The sequence below is a fragment of the Streptomyces oryzae genome, assembly GCF_017676365.1.
Lineage (GTDB): Bacteria > Actinomycetota > Actinomycetes > Streptomycetales > Streptomycetaceae > Streptomyces > Streptomyces oryzae.
On sequence record NZ_JADKMA010000036.1, the window covers coordinates 1 to 20,101 of the forward strand.

21 protein-coding genes are annotated in these 20,101 nt (G+C 70.9%); 8 read left to right on the top strand and 13 right to left on the bottom strand.

Translation table 11 applies throughout. The features are described 5' to 3' along the window. Positions 1-103 precede the first annotated feature (103 nt). Entirely contained in the window at positions 104-1,162 is a 1,059-nt protein-coding gene (locus ITI46_RS09670; RefSeq protein WP_209239076.1) for a LacI family DNA-binding transcriptional regulator, read from the top strand. A gap of 97 nt (positions 1,163-1,259) precedes the next feature. Next, positions 1,260-1,805, top strand: coding sequence for a MarR family winged helix-turn-helix transcriptional regulator (locus ITI46_RS09675; RefSeq protein ID WP_209239035.1), 546 nt, complete (start codon positions 1,260-1,262; stop codon positions 1,803-1,805). Between the two features lie 80 nt (positions 1,806-1,885). Here ITI46_RS09675 and ITI46_RS09680 read toward each other — a convergent pair whose 3' ends face one another. Beyond that, the gene (locus ITI46_RS09680) at positions 1,886-2,536 is read right to left on the bottom strand and encodes a TetR/AcrR family transcriptional regulator (RefSeq protein ID WP_209239036.1); all 651 of its coding nucleotides are present in this window, start codon (positions 2,534-2,536) and stop codon (positions 1,886-1,888) included. A gap of 294 nt (positions 2,537-2,830) precedes the next feature. Between ITI46_RS09680 and ITI46_RS09685 the strand changes: the two genes are divergently transcribed. Together ITI46_RS09685 and ITI46_RS09690 are read left to right on the top strand one after the other, a co-directional pair. Further along, positions 2,831-3,667: an alpha/beta fold hydrolase gene (locus ITI46_RS09685; RefSeq protein ID WP_247745732.1), complete on the top strand. Its 837-nt coding sequence runs from the start codon at positions 2,831-2,833 to the stop codon at positions 3,665-3,667. A 73-nt stretch (positions 3,668-3,740) separates the two neighbouring features. Further along, entirely contained in the window at positions 3,741-4,268 is a 528-nt protein-coding gene (locus tag ITI46_RS09690) for a DinB family protein (protein ID WP_209239038.1), read from the top strand. Positions 4,269-4,334: 66 nt separating this feature from the next. Here ITI46_RS09690 and ITI46_RS09695 read toward each other — a convergent pair whose 3' ends face one another. Beyond that, complete coding sequence (locus ITI46_RS09695) at positions 4,335-5,612, bottom strand: DUF6986 family protein (RefSeq protein WP_209239039.1); 1,278 nt, start codon at positions 5,610-5,612, stop codon at positions 4,335-4,337. 383 nt (positions 5,613-5,995) lie between these two features. Here ITI46_RS09695 and ITI46_RS09700 point away from each other — a divergent pair, with 383 nt between their 5' ends. Beyond that, complete coding sequence (locus ITI46_RS09700) at positions 5,996-6,445, top strand: subtilase-type protease inhibitor (RefSeq protein ID WP_209239040.1); 450 nt, start codon at positions 5,996-5,998, stop codon at positions 6,443-6,445. A 93-nt stretch (positions 6,446-6,538) separates the two neighbouring features. On the opposite strand, the gene ITI46_RS09705 is transcribed toward ITI46_RS09700, so the two are convergent. The 3 genes from ITI46_RS09705 to ITI46_RS09715 form a co-directional block, all read right to left on the bottom strand. Further along, positions 6,539-7,501 (bottom strand): electron transfer flavoprotein subunit alpha/FixB family protein, encoded by a 963-nt coding sequence (locus ITI46_RS09705; RefSeq protein WP_209239041.1) that lies wholly within the window; start codon positions 7,499-7,501, stop codon positions 6,539-6,541. A gap of 81 nt (positions 7,502-7,582) precedes the next feature. After that, the gene (locus ITI46_RS09710) at positions 7,583-8,374 is read right to left on the bottom strand and encodes an electron transfer flavoprotein subunit beta/FixA family protein (protein WP_209239042.1); all 792 of its coding nucleotides are present in this window, start codon (positions 8,372-8,374) and stop codon (positions 7,583-7,585) included. A gap of 231 nt (positions 8,375-8,605) precedes the next feature. Further along, the gene (locus ITI46_RS09715; protein WP_209239077.1) at positions 8,606-8,938 is read right to left on the bottom strand and encodes a TlpA family protein disulfide reductase; all 333 of its coding nucleotides are present in this window, start codon (positions 8,936-8,938) and stop codon (positions 8,606-8,608) included. 140 nt (positions 8,939-9,078) lie between these two features. Here ITI46_RS09715 and ITI46_RS09720 point away from each other — a divergent pair, with 140 nt between their 5' ends. Beyond that, complete coding sequence (locus tag ITI46_RS09720) at positions 9,079-9,798, top strand: lysophospholipid acyltransferase family protein (RefSeq protein ID WP_209239043.1); 720 nt, start codon at positions 9,079-9,081, stop codon at positions 9,796-9,798. 214 nt (positions 9,799-10,012) lie between these two features. Here the strand turns inward: ITI46_RS09720 and ITI46_RS09725 are convergent, their stop codons facing one another. The 6 genes from ITI46_RS09725 to ITI46_RS09750 all read right to left on the bottom strand — a co-directional run bounded on the left by ITI46_RS09725 (position 10,013) and on the right by ITI46_RS09750 (position 16,534). Then, positions 10,013-10,444 carry a MarR family winged helix-turn-helix transcriptional regulator gene (locus ITI46_RS09725; protein WP_209239044.1) on the bottom strand — a complete coding sequence of 144 codons (432 nt, stop codon included), beginning with the start codon at positions 10,442-10,444 and terminating at the stop codon, positions 10,013-10,015. Between the two features lie 72 nt (positions 10,445-10,516). Continuing rightward, on the bottom strand, positions 10,517-12,358 hold the full coding sequence (gene asnB / locus ITI46_RS09730) for an asparagine synthase (glutamine-hydrolyzing) (protein ID WP_209239045.1): 1,842 nt from the start codon (positions 12,356-12,358) through the stop codon (positions 10,517-10,519). A gap of 163 nt (positions 12,359-12,521) precedes the next feature. Continuing rightward, positions 12,522-13,103 carry a transglutaminase-like domain-containing protein gene (locus ITI46_RS09735; RefSeq protein WP_209239046.1) on the bottom strand — a complete coding sequence of 194 codons (582 nt, stop codon included), beginning with the start codon at positions 13,101-13,103 and terminating at the stop codon, positions 12,522-12,524. A gap of 88 nt (positions 13,104-13,191) precedes the next feature. Continuing rightward, positions 13,192-14,298 carry a threonine aldolase family protein gene (locus ITI46_RS09740; RefSeq protein ID WP_209239047.1) on the bottom strand — a complete coding sequence of 369 codons (1,107 nt, stop codon included), beginning with the start codon at positions 14,296-14,298 and terminating at the stop codon, positions 13,192-13,194. Further along, positions 14,277-15,068: an SDR family NAD(P)-dependent oxidoreductase gene (locus ITI46_RS09745; RefSeq protein ID WP_209239048.1), complete on the bottom strand. Its 792-nt coding sequence runs from the start codon at positions 15,066-15,068 to the stop codon at positions 14,277-14,279. Before ITI46_RS09745 ends, ITI46_RS09740 begins: the two co-directional genes overlap by 22 nt. A gap of 53 nt (positions 15,069-15,121) precedes the next feature. Continuing rightward, a complete protein-coding gene (locus ITI46_RS09750; protein WP_209239049.1) occupies positions 15,122-16,534 on the bottom strand; it encodes a DUF6421 family protein in 1,413 nt (470 codons plus the stop codon). A 247-nt stretch (positions 16,535-16,781) separates the two neighbouring features. On the opposite strand from ITI46_RS09750, the gene ITI46_RS09755 reads away from it, so the two are divergent. Then, on the top strand, positions 16,782-17,465 hold the full coding sequence (locus ITI46_RS09755) for a glycerophosphodiester phosphodiesterase (protein ID WP_209239050.1): 684 nt from the start codon (positions 16,782-16,784) through the stop codon (positions 17,463-17,465). Between the two features lie 6 nt (positions 17,466-17,471). Here ITI46_RS09755 and ITI46_RS09760 read toward each other — a convergent pair whose 3' ends face one another. Continuing rightward, positions 17,472-18,026 (bottom strand): GNAT family N-acetyltransferase, encoded by a 555-nt coding sequence (locus ITI46_RS09760; protein ID WP_209239051.1) that lies wholly within the window; start codon positions 18,024-18,026, stop codon positions 17,472-17,474. A 44-nt stretch (positions 18,027-18,070) separates the two neighbouring features. Here ITI46_RS09760 and ITI46_RS09765 point away from each other — a divergent pair, with 44 nt between their 5' ends. Then, on the top strand, positions 18,071-18,463 hold the full coding sequence (locus ITI46_RS09765; RefSeq protein ID WP_209239052.1) for a VOC family protein: 393 nt from the start codon (positions 18,071-18,073) through the stop codon (positions 18,461-18,463). A gap of 24 nt (positions 18,464-18,487) precedes the next feature. Here ITI46_RS09765 and pdxR read toward each other — a convergent pair whose 3' ends face one another. Then, positions 18,488-20,074 carry a MocR-like pyridoxine biosynthesis transcription factor PdxR gene (pdxR, locus tag ITI46_RS09770; RefSeq protein ID WP_209239053.1) on the bottom strand — a complete coding sequence of 529 codons (1,587 nt, stop codon included), beginning with the start codon at positions 20,072-20,074 and terminating at the stop codon, positions 18,488-18,490. Positions 20,075-20,101: the final 27 nt, after the last annotated feature.

Sequence of the window (20,101 nt, forward strand, 5' to 3'; positions counted from 1 at the left end):
CTCCCGAGCTCTCCCCCGCCCCACCCTCCGACAAGGAACAGGACCCGTGGCCGCCGACGTATCCGAGCCCGCCGATTCCGCACTCCCCCAGCCTCCCGCAGGCATGCGTGCCGCGGGTCGGCGCCGTGGGGGGCGCCCCCATGGGGGGCGGCCGACGATGAAGGACGTGGCGGCCCGCGCAGGCGTCGGCCTCAAGACCGTCTCCCGCGTCGTCAACGGCGAGGCGGGGGTCTCCACCGACACCGAGCGGCGGGTGCAGGAGGCCATCACCTCGCTGGGCTTCCGGCGCAACGACAGCGCCCGCGTACTGCGCAAGGGCACCACTGCCAGCATCGGCATGGTGCTGGAGGATCTGGCCGACCCGTTCTACTCCCCGCTCAGCCGGGCGGTCGAAGAGGTGGCCAGGGCGCACGGTGCGCTGCTGATCAACGGGTCGAGTGCGGAGGATCCGGAACGGGAGCAGGAGCTGGCGCTGGCGCTGTGTGCCCGCCGCGTCGACGGGCTGGTGATCGTCCCGGCCAGTGAGGACCACCGTTATCTGGCCCCGGAGATCGCCGCCGGGGTGGCCACCGTGTTCGTCGACCGGCCGCCGGGGCGGATAGCGGCCGACCTGGTGCTCTCCGACAACTTCGAGGGCGCGCGTACCGGTGTCGCACATCTGATCGCGCACGGGCACCGGCGTATCGGGTTCATCGGAGACCGGCCCGGCATCCACACCGCCAAAGAGCGGCTCCGCGGCTACCGGGCCGCGATGGAGGAGGCCGGTCTGCCGGTGGCCGACTCCTGGGTGGCTCCGGGCAGTACGGACTCCGACCGGGTACGGGCCGACGCGGCCCGGATGCTGGACGGCACCGGCGGCACGGAGCCGGTGACCGCGTTCTTCTCCGGAAACAACCGGGTGACGGTCACCCTGGTGCGGGTGCTGGCGGCGCCCGAGCGGCGGGACCGGCCCGTGGCGCTGGTCGGGTTCGACGACTTCGAGCTCGCCGATCTGCTCTCGCCGCCGGTCACGGTCGTCGCCCAGGACCCGGCCGACCTCGGCCGCAGCGCAGCCGAGCTGCTGTTCAGGCGGCTGGACGGCGCCGACGACGAGCCCCGTACGGTCTCTCGCCCGACGACGCTGATCGCCCGGGGCTCGGGCGAGATCCCGCCGCTCGACTGACCGGCGGAGCAGTCCCCCTCGACGCCGGCTACCCCAAGGGGACAGCGCAGTCAACTGCCCCCGAGGAGGTGGTCAACTCCCATGCTTAAGTGGGTTCATGGCTGACGAAATCCCGGAAAAGACCCCTACGAAGGGCCTTGTGGCAGACCCCGCGGCGGACCCCGCGACAGTGGGTCCCTCGCCCGCGTCCACTGCTCCCACCGCCCCTGACGTGCTCACCACCGCACCCGGTTATCAGGTGCGACGCCTGTATCAGGCGTATCTCGCGGTGTGGCTGCGCCATGTCGGCCAGACGCTGACCGGACCGCAGTTCGCGGTTCTGACGACGGTACGGGCCAATCCCGGCCGCGATCAGAGCTCACTCGCCTCCGCCGTCGCGCTCGACACCTCCACCATGGCGGACCTGGCGCGGCGGCTGGAGAACCGCGGCCTGCTGGAGCGCAGGACGGCCACCTCGGACGGCCGCCGGAAGCTGTTGTATCTCACCCCGGAGGGCGAACGAGCACTCCATGAAGCAGAGGGCCGGGTACGGGAGTTGGATGAGAGGCTGCTCGCCCGGTACGGCTCCGGGACCCGCGAACGGCTGCTGCGCGAACTGACCGCCCTCGCCGACGACTGGGAGCGACTGAGCGTCAGCCCCTAGGCAGCGGACGGACCCCGCCTCACAGGACGGACCCGGCCTCGCAGGGCGGCCGCCGAGAGGGAGGGCGACGACGGCGGGCGTCAGTCGGCGGTGGGCAGGGCTGCCGGGTCCGTGGCGGCTGCGCCCAGCCGGTCACGGATCCCGCGGCGGGCCCGCTGGTAGGGCGTGGCGTCGACGCTGTCGTCACCGTGCAGTACCGACTCGGCGTTGCTCGCCTCCAGCAACGCGATGATCTCGAAGGCGAGTTGCGCGACGTCGGTGTCCTCCGCGAGCTCTCCGGCCTGCCGGGCTTCCTCGAGCGTGCGTTCCACGAACGCGTTCCAGTCGGCGCGCGCCTGGGCGATGCTGTCGTGCACCCGGCCCTCGCGCGCGTCGAACTCGGCGGAGACGGAGGAGAAGAAGCAGCCGCCGGGGAAGACCCGCTCCCGCGAGTAGGTGAGCCAACTCTCGTACAGGCGCACGACCCGGCGCAGCCCCGCCGGCTCCTCCAGCGCCGGCCGCACCACATGCGCGGTGTAGATATTCACGGCAGCCCGTACGGTCGCGAGCTGCAGTTCCTCCTTGGAGCCGAAGAGGGTGAAGACACCGCTCTTGCTCAGCTTGAGCTCGCCTGCGAGGCGGCCCAGTGAGAGGCCGTCGAGCCCCTCAGCTGAGGCGACCCGGGTGGCGCGGTCCAGGACCAGCCGCCGCGTCTGGTTGCCGCGTTCGACACGTCCGTCCGACCGTTGCACAGCTTCTCCCGCCCCTCTGTCCGGTCCCGTTCCGTCGCGGGCCCGCAGCTCCGCAGGTCTGCCGGCTCGCAGGTCCGCAGTCTACTCAGTGGACGACCGTTCGGTCATCTGGCAGACTCCAGCAACAAACCGCACGACCGTGCGGTCATATTTCTGCCCGGTCGCACCATCGACGCGGCGCGAGCCGGAACGAAACGGGAGGGCGGCATGCGGACACAGCCGACACGGCAAACAGAGCGAACAGAGCAAACACGGCGAACAGAGCAAACACGGCGGAATCAGCGCGCCAAGGCCATGCTGGGGGCGACCCTCAACGCCGGAGCGGCAATCTCCCCGGCGTTGGCGGAACGCATGGTGTACGCCGTCTTCCGGGCGCCCCTCAAGCGGGGCAAGGTGCTGCCGTCCGAGCGCGAGGTACACCTGCGGGCGAAAACCGGCGAACTGGTCTCGGAGGGGCGCCGCGTGACCACCTACCAGTGGGGCGACGGGGAATGCCCGGTGCTCCTGCTGCACGGCTGGCAGTCCCGCGCCTCCCGCTTCGCCGCGTTCGTGCCCCGGCTGGAGGCCCTGGGGCTGAGCCCCATCTCGTTCGACGCGCCGGGGCACGGCGACTCCGAAGGGCGTACGACGACGGTTCTGCAGAACGCCGCGATCGCCGCGCGCCTCCAGGACCGGTTCGGCCCCTTCCACTCAGTCGTCGCGCACTCCTTCGGAGTCCTGTGCGCTTTCGTCGCGCTGCGCGAACAGATCAAGGCCGAGCGGCTGGTGGCCATCGCGGGCGTGAGCGACTTCGGTTTCCTCGTCGCCCAGTTCGGCCGGATTCTCGGGCTGGACGCCGCTCTCCGCTCCGGGCTGCGGCGCCAGGTCGAGACGCGGCTGTTCCCGGAGGTCGACAACGTGTGGGAGCGCTTCGACGCGACGCACCGGCCCGGTGACATCGACCTCCCGCTGCTGCTCGTCCACGACGAGGGCGACCGGGTGGTGCCGCTCCGGCAGGCGCACCGGCTGCTGTCGGCTCATGACACGCGGGCCGAACTTCTCGTCACCACCGGTCTGGGTCACCGCCGCATCCTCGACGCGCCGCTGACCGTCGACAGCGCACTCGACTTCCTGGAAAGGAAGGGGAGTTGACCGGCGCGGACCTCGGCGCCCGCGCGAAGGAAAACCGGTTTCCCGAGGGGAGACCCAGTGGCACGGTCGGACGATGCAGGCATCGCGAGCCGAACTGCTGCGCTGGCAGTTCGATCTGACATGGTCACTTTTCGAGTACCACTTGGAGCGGCTGGAGCCCGGGGACCTGCTCTGGGAGCCAGGGCCGAACTGCTGGACCGTACGGCGCGGCGCCGACGGCAGCTGGGTGCCCGACTTCGCGGAGACGGAGCCCGACCCGGTGCCCGTCCCGACGATGGGGTGGGTGAGCTGGCATCTGGGCTGGTGGTGGAGCGTCGCCCTGGACCATGCGAAGGGCCGCCCGCCCCGGGAGCGTACCGCCATCGCCTTCCCGGGCGAGGAGGCCGCCACCGTGGCGTGGCTGCGCGGGCTGCGGGACGAGTGGCTGGCGGTGCTGGAGGGGCTGACCGACACCGAACTCGACGCGACGGCGCCCTTCCCGTGGGAGGGCGACCCGGCACATACAGTCGCGCACATGGTGGCGTGGGTGAACGCCGAGCTGATGAAGAATGTGACGGAAATCGGTCAACTCCGCCTGCTGCGGGCCTCGTCGGCAGCGTGAGCCGGTGTTGAGAAGGTGGAGCCGGGCGGCCGCGCGAGACCTGGGCGGCCGCCCGGGATTTGGGGGTCAGCGGCCGGCGAGCCGGTCGAGCGCGGGGCGGTCCAGACCGGAGACCTCCGCCACCTCGGCGGCGTCGAGCGCGCCGCAGTCGAGGCCGCGCAGCAGATAGCCGCTGAGGGCGCGTGCCGTCGCGGGCTCGTCCATCACATCGCCCTGGGCCTGGCCCATATAGGCGGCAAGCCGCTCGCCCGCGCGGCGCATGCCCTCGCGGTAGAAGGCGTAGACGGCGGCGTAGCGGGTGGGCAGATGGCCGGGGTGCATGTCCCAGCCCTGGTAGTAGGCGCGGGCGAGGGAGCGCCGCACGAGGGAGTGGTGCAGCCGCCATGCGTCGTGCACCTGCGCGCGGTCACCGGTGGGGACGATGTTGGTGGAGCCGTCGGAGAGCCGTACGCCGGTGCCGGCTGCGGCCACCTGCATGACGGCCTTGGCGTGGTCGGCCACCGGGTGGTCCATCGCCTGGTAGGCCGCGGAGACCCCGCACGAGGCGCTGTAGTCGAAGGTGCCGTAGTGCAGCGAGGTGGCACGGCCCTCGGCGGCGTCGATCATCCGGGCGACGGTGGCCCGGCCGTCGGCTCCCAGGATCGACTGCGTCGTCTCGATCTGGATCTCGAATCCGATGCGTCCCACGTCGAGACCGCGTGCCTTCTCGAACTCCTCGCACAGCCGGACCATCGCGGTGACCTGCTCGGGGTAGGTCACCTTGGGCAGCGTGAGGACGAGCCCGCCGGGCAGCCCGCCCGCCTCCATGAGGCCGGTGAGGAAGATGTCGAGCGTCCGGATGCCCCGGTCACGGACGGCCGCCTCCATGCACTTCATGCGGATACCCGCATAGGCGGGTACGGGCCCCTCGGCGCCCTCGGCGAGGGCGGCGGCGACCAGCTCGGCGGCTCGTGCGGCGGCGGCGTCCTCCTCGGCGTCGGGCCGGACGCCGTAGCCGTCCTCGAAGTCGATCCGCAGGTCCTCGACGGGTTCGCGGCGCAGCTTTTCCCGGATCCGGGTGTGGACCGGTGCCGCCAGCTCCTGGTCCATGCCGAGGATCCCGGCGAGCGCTTCGGCGTCGGGGGCGTGGGTGTCGAGCAGCGCCTGCGCGGCCTCGCCCCACTCCCGTACGGTGCCGGGCGTAATGGCGTCGGCCGGTACATAGACGGTGTGCACCGGCTGCCGCATGCCCGGGTCGCCCGGGTAGCGCCGGGCGAGCTCTGCGTCCACCGGCGCGAGCAGCTGTGCAACCCCCTCCAGTGCGCCGCTCCCCAAGCTGGTACCGACCGTGACGCGCTGCGCCATCTGTACTCCCTCTGCCGCTCTCCGAGCAGGCATCAACAAAACGTTGAAGCCAGTGTCGTGACGCTAATGGCGGCCTGACCAGCCAGTCAAGGGTTGCCCATACGGCCCGCACTCCGGGCCCGCACCCGGGCGGCGAGCGGCCCGAAACCACGGTTTCCGGTCGTAGTGGAGCGCCGGGGATCAGGCCATCCCGGCCGAACAAGCATGCCGACGAAGGGTGTTGTCGCAGGCGGAGGCCACGGCGAGGCGTTACTTTACGCCACTGATTCAATGCGAAACGTTACCGAAACATAAGGTGCCGATGTGCTTTATCCCGACGGACTCGGCAAACTCACGGTCGCCGATAGATCCGGCACAAACCTCAAAGCGGAAGGAAGCACACAATGCGGAAGACCGCACCCTGGCGCACCGTCCTCACCACGGCGGCTGCTGTCACGGGGGCCGTCAGCGCCCTCGCGCTCACGGCAGCACCTGCCCAGGCCGAGCCGGCGAAGGCCACCTCGCTGTACGCGCCCTCGGCCCTGGTGCTCACCATCGCGGACGGTGAGAGCGCCGCGACCACGGCACCCCAGCGTGCCGTCACGCTCGACTGCATGCCCGGGGCGTCCGGCACCCACCCCGCGGCGAAGGAAGCCTGCACCCAGTTGCGGGCCTCGGGCGGGGACTTCGAAGCCCTGGCCAAGGCGGACGAGAACACGTACTGCACCAAGGAGTGGCGGCCCGTCGTGGTCACCGCGCAGGGCGTGTGGGACGGCAAGCGCGTGAACTTCGAGCGCGTCTACGCCAACAGCTGCATGAAGAGAGCAGGGGGCGCCTCCGTCTTCTCCTTCTGACAGGGCTACAGGCAACGCCTCTGACAAACGCCGGGGCCCCGCACCGGACACACCGGTGCGGGGCCCCTCAGACGCCGGAGCTCTCGAAGAGCGTCAGCCCTTGCGGGTCTTGATCTCCTCGGTGAGCTGGGGGACGACCTCGAAGAGGTCGCCGACCACGCCGTAGTCGACCAGGTCGAAGATCGGGGCCTCGGAGTCCTTGTTGATGGCCACGATCGTCTTCGAGGTCTGCATACCGGCGCGGTGCTGGATGGCGCCGGAGATGCCGGTGGCGATGTAGAGCTGCGGCGAGACGGTCTTTCCGGTCTGGCCCACCTGGTGCGAGTGCGGGTACCAGCCCGCGTCGACCGCGGCCCGGGAGGCGCCCACCGCGGCGCCCAGCGAGTCGGCCAGGCCCTCGATCAGCGGGAAGTTCTCGGCGCCGTTGAGGCCACGGCCGCCGGAGACCACGATCGCGGCCTCGGTCAGCTCGGGGCGGCCCGTGGACTCGCGCGGGGTGCGCGAGGTGACCTTGGTGCCGGTGGCGTTCTCGCCGAAGCTCACCGAGAGCTGCTCCACCGCACCGGCGGCGGGGGACGCCTCCGGGGTGGCCGAGTTGGGCTTGACGGTGATGACCGGAGTGCCCTTGGTGATCCGGGACTTGGTGGTGAACGCGGCGGCGAAGACCGACTGCGTGGTCACCGGGCCCTCGTCACCGGCCTCCAGGTCCACCGCGTCGGTGATGATCCCGGAGCCGAGGCGCACCGCGAGGCGCGCCGCGATCTCCTTGCCCTCGGCGGAGGAGGGGACCAGCACGGCCGCGGGCGATACGGACTCGTAGGCCGCCTGCAGCGCGTCCACCTTGGGGACGACCAGGTAGTCGGCGAACTCCGGCGCGTCGGCGGCCAGCACCCGGGTGGCGCCGTACTCGCCGAGCGTCTTGGCGGCGTCCTCGGCGTTCGGGCCGAGGTGCACGGCGACCGGGTCGCCCAGCCGGCGGGCGAGGGTCAGCAGTTCGAGGGTGGGCTTGCGGACGGCGCCGTCCACGTGGTCGACGTAGACAAGGACTTCAGCCATGGTGCTCTCCTGCGGAAGATCAAAGGGAGGTCGGACGGAAGGTGCGCTGCCGGGTCCAGAGCTCCGGCGCGCCGGGCTGCCTCAGACGAACTTGCGCTCCGCGAGGAAGGCCGCGAGCTGCTTGCCGCCGTCGCCCTCGTCCTTGACGACGGTGCCCGCGGTGCGCGGCGGGCGCTCGGCGACGTCCTCGACCTTGGTCCAGGCGCCCTCCGGGCCGACCTCCTCGGCCTCGATGTCCAGGTCGTCCAGGTCCAGCGACTCGACGGGCTTCTTCTTGGCGGCCATGATCCCCTTGAAGGAGGGGTAACGCGCCTCGCCCGACTGGTCGGTGACGGAGACGACGGCCGGAAGCTGGGCCTCCAGCTGCTCGGTGGCGGCGTCGCCGTCGCGCCGCCCGGTCACCTTGCCGTCCGCCACGGAGACCTCGGACAGCAGCGTCACCTGCGGCACGCCCAGCCGCTCGGCGAGCATCGCGGGCAGCACGCCCATCGTGCCGTCGGTGGAGGCCATGCCGCAGACGACCAGGTCGTAACCGGTCTTCTCGATGGCCTTGGCCAGTACGTACGAGGTGCCGAGCGCGTCGGTGCCGTGCAGATCGTCGTCCTCGACGTGCACGGCCTTGTCGGCGCCCATGGACAGCGCCTTGCGCAGCGCGTCCTTGGCGTCCTCCGGGCCGACGGTGAGCACGGTGATCTCCGCGTCGTCGACCTCGTCGGAGTCCGCGATCTGCAGCGCCTGCTCGACCGCGTACTCGTCCAGCTCGGAGAGCAGGCCGTCGACCGACTCACGGTCGGTGGTCAGGTCCTCCGCGAAGTGCCGGTCACCGGTGGCGTCGGGCACGTACTTCACACAGACAACGATCCTCAAGCTCACGCCGGCTCTCCTACTGCTTCGACTTACGGGTTCCGGTCCGGTGGGACCGGGCGTCCGTCCACAATATTACTCGTCAGTACATCCAGCACGTGCCCCGTTCTCAATACTGTCCAGGTGTGACGTTGCCAACGGGGCGAGTGAACAGCCCAACTCCATCACGCAGGACGGTACGAAGCGAGTGCCCCGGAGCGGGATCTCGATCACGCCGCGCACCCGCCAGGCGCCCGCCCGTCATGCGATGGCGAGACCCAGCGCCGCGATGACGTCCGGTTTGCGAGGCTGTCCCGTGGCGCGCTTGACGATGCGGCCCCCGGCGTCGAGCACGAGCACCGTAGGTGTGCCGGTGATGCCCAGTTCCCGCACCAGGGCCAGGTGCTCCTCCGCGTCGATCTCGATGTGCGCGACCCCCTCGACCATCGCCGCGACCTCGGCGAGCGTGCGCCGCGTGGCGCGGCAGGGCTGGCAGAAGGCGCTGGAGAACTGGACGAGCGTGGCCCGCTCCCCCAGCCCGTCGGCGGCCCCGATCGCCTCCGCACTCACCTGGTCCGCCACGAAGTCCTCCATTCCCGCGTGCATAGGGACAAGTCTGCCGTGAGGGTAGCCAGGAGCAACGCTTTGGGGAACGATCTGCCGGAGTCGGAAGTTACGCCCCCGTAAGTAGTCCGAGTAAGTACCGGCATCCCGAGACGAAGGGTTCCCCCGACGTGGCAGATCTCCTCTACCCGCCGGTGATCGGTGCAGCGCGAGCGTGGTTCAAGGCTCTCGATCTGCGCTTCGACATCCGCGGCACCACCCATGTGCCCTCGAGCGGCGGCGCCGTACTGGTGAGCAACCACATCAGCTATCTGGACTTCGTCTTCACCGGCCTCGCGGCCCGCCCCGCCAAGCGTCTGGTGCGGTTCATGGCCAAGGAGTCGGTGTTCCGGCACAAGGTCTCCGGGCCGCTGATGCGCGCGATGAAGCACATACCGGTGGACCGCTCGCGCGGCGAGGACGCGTACGCGCACGCGCTCAAGGCGCTGCGGTCCGGCGAGGTCGTCGGCGTCTTCCCGGAGGCGACCATCTCACCCTCCTTCACGCTCAAGGACTTCAAGACCGGAGCGGCCCGGCTGGCTCAGGAGGCGCGGGTGCCGCTGGTGCCGATGGCGCTGTGGGGTACGCAGCGGCTGTGGACCAAGGGGCACAAGCGGGACTTCGGCCGCAACCACTTCCCTGTCGGCATCCACGTCGGCGAACCGGTCGAGCCGGAACGGGACGAGACGGCACTCAGCGTCACCGAGCGGCTGCGGGAGCGTGTCCACGAGCTGCTGGAAGCGGCGCAGCGCGCCTATCCGGCGTCGCCGCGCAACGCCGCGGACGCCTGGTGGCTGCCCGCCCATCTCGGCGGCACCGCACCGACACCGGCCCAGGCCAACGCGGTGTAGGCCGCGCCCGGTCTGCCCCTTGCCGTGACCTGCGGACTGCCCGTTCGTTGTGGTGGCTCGCGCGGTTCCCCGCGCCCCTGACGGGGCGCATCTCCCCTACTGCCTCTGTGCTTGGGAGGTCTGCGCCTGGGGGTACCCCCTGCTCGAAGAGCTTGGGGGAGCAAGGGTGGCAAGCGCAGCCCCCATGCGGGTACGCAAGATCGTCCGGCAAGCCCTAGCCGTGCCCCGCGTCCGCGAGCAGGCGCAGCAGGGGGGCCGTGGCCAGTACGCGGTCGGCCTCACCGTCCGAGAGCTCTTCCAGGCGCTCCAGCAGTACGCCGGCCTCGCCGAGGGCGACGCCGCGCAGGGCGGTGATCCCCTCATCGGTGACGGCCACGCGTGTGGCGCGGCCGTCGGTGGGGTCGGGTTCGCGGCGTACGAGGCCGAGCGTCTCCAGCTCCGCGACCACGGCGGTCGCCGTCGGCTGGGAGCAGGGGACCCGGTCGGCGATGACGCCGATCCGGCTGGGGCCGGCCTCCGTCAGCAGGGACAGGGCTATCAGCTGGGTGGGCTGCAGCCCACCCGTCGGGCTGGCCCGGCGCAGCGACCGCAACAGCCGGTGCAGGGCCAGGACCATCTCGAACGCCGCGTCCTGCCGGGTCCCCATCGCTCCCCCATGGGCTCGTCCTGACCGGATCGGAAGATCAGCAGCTCCCGAACTGATCAGGTCTTGATCGGATCAGGAGAGTGTAAGCGTCGGTGCGTACATGTCGATCCACAGCGCCAGGTCAAGCACCCGCTCCAGGCCGCGCCGGCCGGTCTGGGTGATCTGCGGCGTCCCGGCCTTGACCGCACGCTCCAGCCAGTCCCTGCTGACCAGCTCGAAGACCTGGTGCGACGGCTTGGCCAGCAGGTCCTTGACGTTCTCCTGGAGTGCCGTGTGGTACTTCGGGTCCTGCGTGGAGGGGTAGGGGCTCTTGACCCGGTCGTAGACGGACCGGGGCAGCACGTCGGCGGTCGCCTCGCGCAGCAGGCTCTTCTCCCGGCCGTCGAACGACTTGAGCGCCCAGGGAGTGTTGTAGACGTACTCCACCAGCCGGTGGTCGCAGAACGGTACGCGCACCTCGAGGCCGACGGCCATGCTCGCGCGGTCCTTCCGGTCGAGCAGTACGCGGACGAACCGGGTGAGGTGGAGGTGGCAGATCACCCGCATCCGGTACTCGAAGTCGCTCTCCCCCTCCAGGCGCTGGACGCCGGAGACGGCCGAGGAGTAGCTGTCCCGCACATAGCCGGGCAGGTCGAGGGCGCGGGTGACCGGGTCGTTGAGGACGTTGCCGTCCTCGCTCATGGTCTGCGCGAACTGGACCAGCCAGGGGAAGGTCTCGCCCTTGCGGGCCTCCTCGTCGAAGAAGTGCTTGTAGCCACCGAAGACCTCGTCCGCCGACTCGCCGGACAGCGCGACCGTCGAGTGCTGCCGGATGGCCTTGAAGAGCAGGTAGAGCGAGGCGTCCATGTCGCCGAGGCCCATGGGGATGTCACGGGCGCGGATGACGTGGGAGCGCACCTCGGGGTCGGCGAGGTCGCCGGAGCTGAGCACGATGTCCTGGTGCTCGGTGGCCGACTCCCGGGCGACGTCGTGCACGAAGGGGGTGTCCGGGGTGGCGCGCAGGTCGTCGGCGACGAAGTTCTCGGTCTGGCCGACGAAGTCGACGGCGAAGCTGCGCACCGTCTCGCCGCTCTCCCGCAGCTGCCCGGCCGCCAGCGCGGTCATCGCCGAGGAGTCGAGACCGCCGGAGAGCAGGGTGCAGCGCGGTACGTCGGAGACGAGCTGGCGGCGCACGATGTCGTCCATCAGCTCCCGCACATGCGCGATCGTCTCGTCCTTGCTGTCGGTGTGCGGCCGGGTCTCCAACTGCCAGTAGACGTGGGTGCGTACGCCGCTCTCCCCGACGGTCACCACCGTGCCCGGCTCGACCTCGCGCATGCCCTCCCACACCGCGTGGCCGGGGGTCTTGACAAAGGCGAACAGCTCGCGCAGACCGTCGAGCGTGACCTCGCGGCGGGCCAGCGGGTTGGCGAGGATCGCCTTGGGCTCGGAGCCGAACAGCACGCCGTCGGCGGTCTCTGCGTAGTAGAAGGGCTTGATGCCCATCCGGTCGCGCACCATGACCAGCTGCTTCGTGCGGCCGTCCCAGATAGCGAAGGCGTACATCCCGTTCAGCCGCTCGGCCAGCGCCGGGCCCCACTCCAGGTAGGCGCGGAGCACCACCTCGGTGTCCGAGTCGGTGGCGAACCGGTGGCCGCGGCCGGTCAGTTCACGGCGCAGCTCGGTGTAGTTGTAGGTCTCGCCCGAGTAGACGAGGGCGACGGTGCCCTCGGGGGTCTCGGCGGTCATCGGCTGCCTGCCTCCTGGCAGGTCGATGATGGCGAGCCTGCGGTGTCCCAGTGCTGCGGGGCCGGCTATCCAGGTGCCGGCGTCGTCCGGACCACGGCAGGACATGGTCTCCGTCATGGCGTCGACGGTTGTCCGCTCGGACGCCAGGTTCCTGTTGTAGGAGACCCATCCGGTGATTCCGCACATGTTTCTTCCTCCGCCTCCACTGTGTGTATCGGGCACCTATACATCTGCCACTGTGTCACATCCGTGTTTCGGCGGACAGCGGGGGCTGCGCGGAGCATACGAATCACGCCACGCACCGCCCCCTGTTCCGGCGGAACCCGTCACTACGGGCGAGCAAGTGGTCCTATAGCGCCGTGTCCAGCAACTGCCACAACTGAGCGCGGTCCGTGGCCTGCCGCAGGGCGCGCAGGACGACCGGATGCGGCTCCGCGTAGAGCACCGGGTAGTCGCACTCCCCCTTCTCCGGCCATACGGCGAAGGCGAGCTGTTCGCGCTCCAGGCTGAACTGGGCGTTCACGCCCGGCTTGTTGCCCCGCGCGTCCTGCCGCACCCAGCGCCCGCCTCCCGGAAGGCGCAGCGCGATCAGCCCGTGCAGCACGTTCAGCTTCTGGTAGCAGAACCCCGCGGGGATGCCCTCCGCGCGCAACAGGGCGACCAGCGCATGCGACTTGGCGTGACAGATGCCGACCCGCTTGGCGAGCACATCGGAGGCGCGCCAGGTGATGCGCCAGTCGTCCACGTCGGCGGAGTGGGCGATGGTGTCGCGGACGAACTCGTAGGCGGCGCGGGCGTATGCGGCCAGATCGCCGTCCGTCCCGGCGCTCAGCCGGGCGGCCGTCTCGCGGACCAGCGGATGGCTGTGGTCGACGACATCGTCGGCGGCGAGGTAGGCGGACTCATCGGCGGTGACGGGGGTGAGCATCATGCCGCGTCAGCGTACGGGGCAGCCCGCCGTAGCTCAATGGATTTACGGCGGACTGCATAAATATTCAGAACGGTTCAGAGGCGGGGTGCTAGCGGGCCATCTCCTCACGGAGTGCGGCGAGGAAGCCGTCGACGTCCTGCTCCGTGGTGTCGAACGAGCACATCCAGCGGACCTCGCCCGCCGACTCGTCCCAGAAGTAGAAGCGGTAGCGCTTCTGCAGGCGTTCGCTCACATCGTGCGGAAGGCGCGCGAAGACGGCGTTGGCCTGCACCGGATAGCAGATCTCCACCCCGTCCACCTCCCGTACGCCGGCGGCGAGCCGCTGCGCCATGGTGTTGGAGTGCCGCGCGTTGCGCAACCACAGGTCCCCGGCCAGCAGCGCCTCCAACTGCACGGATATGAAGCGCATTTTGGAGGCCAGCTGCATCGACAGCTTGCGCAGGTGCTTCATATGGCGCACCGCGTCCGGGTTGAGCACGATGACGGCCTCGCCGAAGAGCATGCCGTTCTTGGTGCCGCCGAAGGAGAGGATGTCCACGCCCGCGGCGTTGGTGAAGGCACGCATCGGGACGTCCAGCGCCGCCGCCGCGTTGGCGATACGCGCCCCGTCGAGATGGACGAGCATGCCGCGCTCGTGCGCGTGCTCGCACAGGGCACGGATCTCCTCCACTGTGTAGAGGGTGCCGAGCTCGGTGTTCTGGGCGAGGGAGACGACCTGCGGCATCGCTCGGTGCTCGTCGTCCCAGCCGAACGCCTCCCGGTCGATCAGCTCGGGGGTGAGCTTGCCGTCCGGGGTGGGCACGGTGAGCAGCTTCAGCCCGCCCACCCGCTCGGGGGCGCCGCACTCGTCGACGTGGATGTGGGCGGTGTCGGCGCAGATGACGGCGCCCCAGCGGTCGGTCAGCGCCTGGAGCGCGACGACGTTGGCCCCGGTGCCGTTGAAGACCGGGAACGCCTCGGCACGCCGCCCGAAGTGGCTGCGGACGACGGTCTGGAGGTGTTCGGTGTACTCGTCGGCGCCGTAGGAGGACTGGTGGCCGCCGTTGGCCACCGCCAGCGCCGCCAGGATCTCCGGGTGCGCACCCGCGTAGTTGTCGCTGGCGAAGCCGCGGACGTCCGGGTCGTGCCGGCGCCTGGCATCGGTGGCCGGCGCCGGCCCGGACGCGGGTTGGTTCAGGTGTTGGGCGTCAGCCACAGGCGGGTTCCGTTCAGCTCTTCGGCGGGCTTGGTCCAGGTGTCGACGATGGCCTTCGCGAGGTCCTTGACGTCCGTGAAGCCCGCGAACTTCGCGTTCGGCCTGTCGGCGCGCATCTGGTCGTTGACCAGTGCCTTCACCACCAGGATGACAGCGGCTGCCGGTGGCCCGTCCTCGCCCCCTGCCTTGCGGAAGGAGTCGCCCAGCGCCAGCGTCCACGCCTCGGCCGCCGCCTTGGAGGCGGCGTAGGCGGCGTTGCCCGCGGTCGGCTTGCTCGCGCCCAGCGCGCTGATCAGCAGGAACCGCCCGTCGCCCGCGCGCTTGAGCGCGGCCTCGAAGGCGAGCGAGGTGTGCTGGAGGGTGCGGACGAGGAGGTTGTGCAGGGTGTCCCAGTCGGCCAGATCGGTCTCGGCGAACGAGGCCGAGCCGCGCCAGCCGCCGACCAGGTGCACCAGACCGTCCACCCGGCCGAACTCCTTCTCCGTCTTGTCCGCCCACGCCCGGGTCTCCTCCAGGCTGAGCAGGTCCACGGTGTCGCCGGTGACGGTGGCGCCCCCGTGCGCGAACCGGGCGGCGTCCACGGCCTGCGCCAGGCGCTCCGCGTCCGCGTCGCAGGCCACCACGGTGGCGCCCTCCTCGGCCAGCCGCAGCAGTGTGGCCTGCCCTGCGGGTCCTGCCGCTCCGGCGACCGCGATCACCCGGCCTTCGAGGCTGCCCTCGCCGTTGCCCTCGTAGCCGCGCTCTGTCGTGGTGTCCGTGATGCCCGTCATCTCCGTCGCCTCCTCGCCCTTCTGCCCTCCGCTGTGCCCCTGGGACGACCCGCTCATGCGGCGGCCGGGACCGGACCGGCAGCGGTGATGCCCCGGGTCGATGCGATCACACTCCGGAGCTTCTTCGCGAGGGCTTCGTAGAACATGCTGAGCGGAAACTCGTCGGGCAGCACCTCGTCCACCAGCTTGCGCGGCGGGAGGGTCAGATCGAGCGCGTCCGGGCCCTTGGCCCACTGCGAGCCGGGGTGCGGGGCCAGGTAGGTGGAGACCAGCTCGTACGCCTTGAACCAGTGGACGATCTTGGGCCGGTCGATGCCGGCGCGGTAGAGGGCCTCGATCTCCTCGCGCAGCGCGACGGTGACCTGACGGGCGCGGTCCCAGTCGATGGACAGCTTGTTGTCCGTCCAGCGCAGCGCGTCGTGCTGGTGGAGGTAGGCGAAGAGCAGCTGGCCGCCGAGACCGTCGTAGTTGCGCTTGCGCTCGCCGGTGACGGGGAAGCGGAAGAGCCGCTCCAGGAGCATGGCGTACTGCACGTCGCGACCCTGCGGGTAGCCGTCGGCCTCCAGTTTGACGCCCTCGTGGAAGGCGGTCAGGTCACAGCGCAGCTCCTCCAGGCCGTACATCCAGAACGGCTGCCGCTGCTTGATCATGAAGGGATCGAAGGGCAGGTCACCGTGGCTGTGGGTGCGGTCGTGGACCATGTCCCACAGCACGAACGCCTGCTGGCAGCGTTCCTGGTCGGCCAGCAGTTCCTGCGCGTCCTCGGGGAGTTCCAGGCTGGTGACCTCGCAGGCCGCCTGGACGACGCGGCGGAAGCGGGCCGCCTCGCGGTCGCAGAAGATGCCGCCCCAGCTGAACCGCGCGGGCGCCTCCCGCACGGCGATGGTCTCCGGGAAGAGCACGGCGGAGTGGGTGTCGTAGCCGGAGGTGAAGTCCTCGAAGGTGATACCGCAGAAGAGCGGGTTGTCGTAGCGGGTGCGCTCCAGCTCGGCCAGCCAGTCGGGCCAGACCATCCGCAGGACGACGGCCTCAACATTGCGGTCGGGGTTGCCGTTCTGCGTGTACATCGGGAAGACGACCAGGTGCTGGAGGCCGTCGGCGCGGTTCTGCGCGGGCTGGAAGGCCAGCAGCGAGTCCAGGAAGTCCGGCACACCGAAACCGCCGTCGGCCCAGCGGCGCAGGTCGGCCACGAGCGCGCGGTGGTACGCGGCGTCATGCGGCAGCAGCGGCGAGAGCTCCTGCACGGCGGAAACGGCGCGCTCCACCTCGTTCCGCATCTCCTGGCGGGTGGGTGCGTCCTCGGCGTCGAAGTCGATGGAGCCGTCCTTGGACTGCGCCGGGCGGACAGCCTCGACGGCGGCCTTGAGCACCGCCCAGGCGGGGTGTGCGGCCACGCTCTCGGCGGGTCCGTCCGCGGACGGCGAAACGCCACCCTGAACGGGCGCCGTCGAAAGAATTTCCGTCATGTTGACCCCTCCACAGAAGAAACTCGCGTATGGAAACCGTATACGTGCCGGCGTTTCCTCTCAAGGGGAGAGATCAAGAGATTATCCTGCGTGCCCCCGGGGTAAGCCGTTGTTTTTCCTGTGATACGCGACGGACACTGCCACTCTTTCCCGTCCTCCGGGGGTTCCCACGGCCTGCGGCGGGATGCGGGGCGAGGACCGCTAGTCTGGCGATCCACTGCCGTCCCGCACGAAAGCGAGAGCGCCCGTGCCACTGCTCACCGTCGGACACCGCGGAGTGATGGGCGTCGAGCCCGAGAACACGCTGCGCTCCTTCGTCCGCGCCGAACGCGAAGGGCTCGACGTCGTCGAGCTCGACCTGCATCTGAGCAAGGACGGCGAGCTCGTGGTGATGCACGACGCCGACGTGGCGCGTACGACCGACGGCAGCGGCCCGATCAGCGACTTCACCCTCGCCGAGCTGCGGGAGCTGGACGCGGGTCAGGGTGAGCGGGTGCCGGTCTTCGAGGAGGTCGTGGAGGCGATCGGCAGTCCGCTGCAGGCGGAGATCAAGGACCGCGCGGCGGCGCGGGTGCTCGCCGAGGCCATCCAGCGGCGCCAGTTGCAGGACCGGGTCACGGTGATCTCCTTCCACGCCGAGGCGCTGCGCGAGACCCGCGAGCAGCTGCCGGACATCCCCCTCGTGCTGGTGGCCGGCCGCTCCTCGCCCACCGCGCCGGAACGCGCCCGGGAGCTGGGCGCGGGGATGGTCTCCCTGGAGCTGCAGCACGTGGACGCCGACATCGTCGGCCGTGCGCACGCCGCCGGGATCCAGGTCATCAGCTGGACCGTCAACACCGACGAGGACCTGGCCCGCGTCCGGGAGCTGGGCCTCGACGGGGTCGTCACCGACATGCCCGCCATCAGGCGGGCCACCGAGCGGCTGAGCTGAGCCCGGTCACCCGTTCAAGGGCTTGACCAGCAGCTCGAACGCCAGGTCGGCGCGCTGGGGGATGCCGAAGCGTTCGTCGCCGTAGGGGAAGGGGCTCAGCTTTCCGGTGCGGGTGTAGCCGCGGCGCTCGTACCAGGCGATCAGATCCTCGCGCTGGCGGATCACCTGCATGTGCATCTCCTCGGCGCCCCACTCCGTACGGACCGTGCGCTCGGCCTCCGCCAGCACCGCGCGGCCCACCCCGCCGCCCTGGAGCAGCGGGCTGACGGCGAACATCCCGAAGTAGGCTTCAGCGCCCCGGTGCTCGAGCTGGCAGCAGGCGATGACGGCGCCGTCCCGCTCCACGGCCAGCATGATGCTCTTCGGGTCACGGACCACGGCGGCGACCCCTTCCGGGTCGGTGCGCTGGCCGTCCAGCAGGTCGGCCTCGGTGGTCCAGCCCGCACGGCTCGCCTCGCCCCGGTAGGCGGATTCCACGAGCTCGGTGAGGGCGGGGATGTCGGCCTCGACGGCGCGGCGGAAGGTCAGGGGCAGCTCGCCCCGCTGTGCGGTGTCGGTCATGTCGGCCGAGCCTATCCGGAGGGGACCGGAACTAGAGTGCGGGCATGGTGCATGTGCTGAGCAGCCGGGTGTTGCTGCGGCCCGTCGATCCGGACAGGTCCCGGGCCTTCTACGGCGACACGCTCGGTCTGGAGATCGCTCGCGAATTCGGTACGGGGCCCGAGCGCGGAACCGTCTATTTCCTCGGCGGCGGCTTCCTTGAGGTCTCGGGGCGGAGCGAGGAGCCGCCCACCCCCACGCTCCAGCTGTGGCTCCAGGTCGCCGACGCCGACGCCGCGCACCAGGAGCTGCGCGCGGCCGGTGCGGAGATTCTGCGGCCTCCGGTCAAGGAGCCCTGGGGCCTGATCGAGATGTGGATCGCCGACCCGGACGGCCACCGACTGGTGCTGGTGCAGATTCCCGCGGACCATCCGCTGCGGTACCGGCCCGGCATCTGATCCCCGTCGGGGCGTGTGACGGCCTCAGGGTAGGTGAGCGCGGCACCGGGCGAGCAGGGCGATGCCTTCGGCGATGGTGGTCGGGGTGGCGGCTGCGTAGCCGAGGACGAGCCCTGGGCGGCCGGGGCGCTGGGTGTGCCAGGACAGCGGCTGCGTCTTGACGCCGTGTGCGAGGGCGCGGGAGGCCAGCGCGGTGTCGCTCACTCCGGGCGGCAGGGTGACCATGAGGTGCAGCCCCGCGGCGGCGCCGTGGACGCGCGCGTACGGCAGATGGGTACGGATCGCGGCGATCATGGCGTCGCGGCGGGCCCGGTGGCGGCGCCGGAGCAGCCGGAGGTGCCGTTCGAAGGCGCCGGACTCCATCAGCCGGGCGAGCACCAGCTGCGGCAGCGCGGCATTGCCGAGATCGGCGAACCGCTTGGCGTCGGTCAGCGCCTCGCGGTAGCGGGCCGGCGCGAGCAGCCAGCCGACGCGGAGGGCAGGTGCGAGGAGTTTCGAGACGCTGCCCGCGTAGCAGACGTGGTCCGGCGCCAGCGCGGCGAGCGCCGCCACCGGTGCGCGGTCGTAGCGGTGTTCGGCGTCGTAGTCATCCTCGACGACCAGCCCGCCCTCGCCGGCCCAGCGCAGCAGTTCACGGCGGCGCTCGCCGCCCAGGACGACGCCGGTGGGGAACTGGTGCGCCGGGGTCAGCAGCACGGCGGGCGCCCCCGTGGCGCGGAGTGCGTCGACCCGTACGCCCTCGGAGTCCACGGGCACCGGCGGCGTCGCCAGACCCCAGCTGTGCAGATGCTGGCGGGCGCCGAGGGAGCTGGGGTCCTCGACGGCGAGCCGTTCGGTGCCCTCGGCGCGCAGCACCTGCGCCACCAGGCCGAGGGCCTGTGCCGTACCGGCGACGATGATGATCTCCGCGGCCTCCGCCGTGATGCCCCGGTTGACCCGCAGCCAGCCGGCGACCGCACGGCGCAGCGCGAGGGTGCCCCGGGGGTCGCCGTATCCGAGGTCGGAGGCGGCGAGTTCGGCGAGCACAGCGCGTTCGGCGCGCAGCCAGGCGGTGCGGGGGAACGCGGCCAGGTCGGGCAGTCCTGGTGACAGGTCGATCCGCGCGCGTGCCACGCGGAAGGCGTCGAAGACATCGGCTCCGGGCGGTCCGTCGAACACCCCGGAGGGCGCGGGCGCCCCGGCGGCCCTGTCGGATCCGGCCGTTTCGTGCGCCCCGTTCAGCCCGCCGTGCGCGGCGTTCGCGCTGTGCGCTCCTGGCAAGCCGGGGGCTCCGTTCAGCGGGGTGGCCGCCACGACGGTGCCGGCGCGGCCCCGGCCCACCACATGACCGTCCTCGACCAGGCGGCGGTAGGACTCGGTCACCACGCCGCGCGACACCTTGAGGTCTGCGGCCAGCACGCGCGTTGCGGGCAGCCGGCTGCCGGTCGGCAGCCGGCCGTCCGCGATGGCGCGCCTGATCTCGTCGACGAGCCAGTCCGACAGCCCGCCCCTGGGCACCTCGGCGGCGCTGAGCTGGAGGAAGTCGGATGCCGCCGCGGTGCCGGATGCCGCAGGAGTGCCGGAGCCGGCATTTATGGTCCTGTCGAACGAAGATCCTTTGGCTCTGTTCACAGGCCCATTCTGCCGACAGGGTCAAGG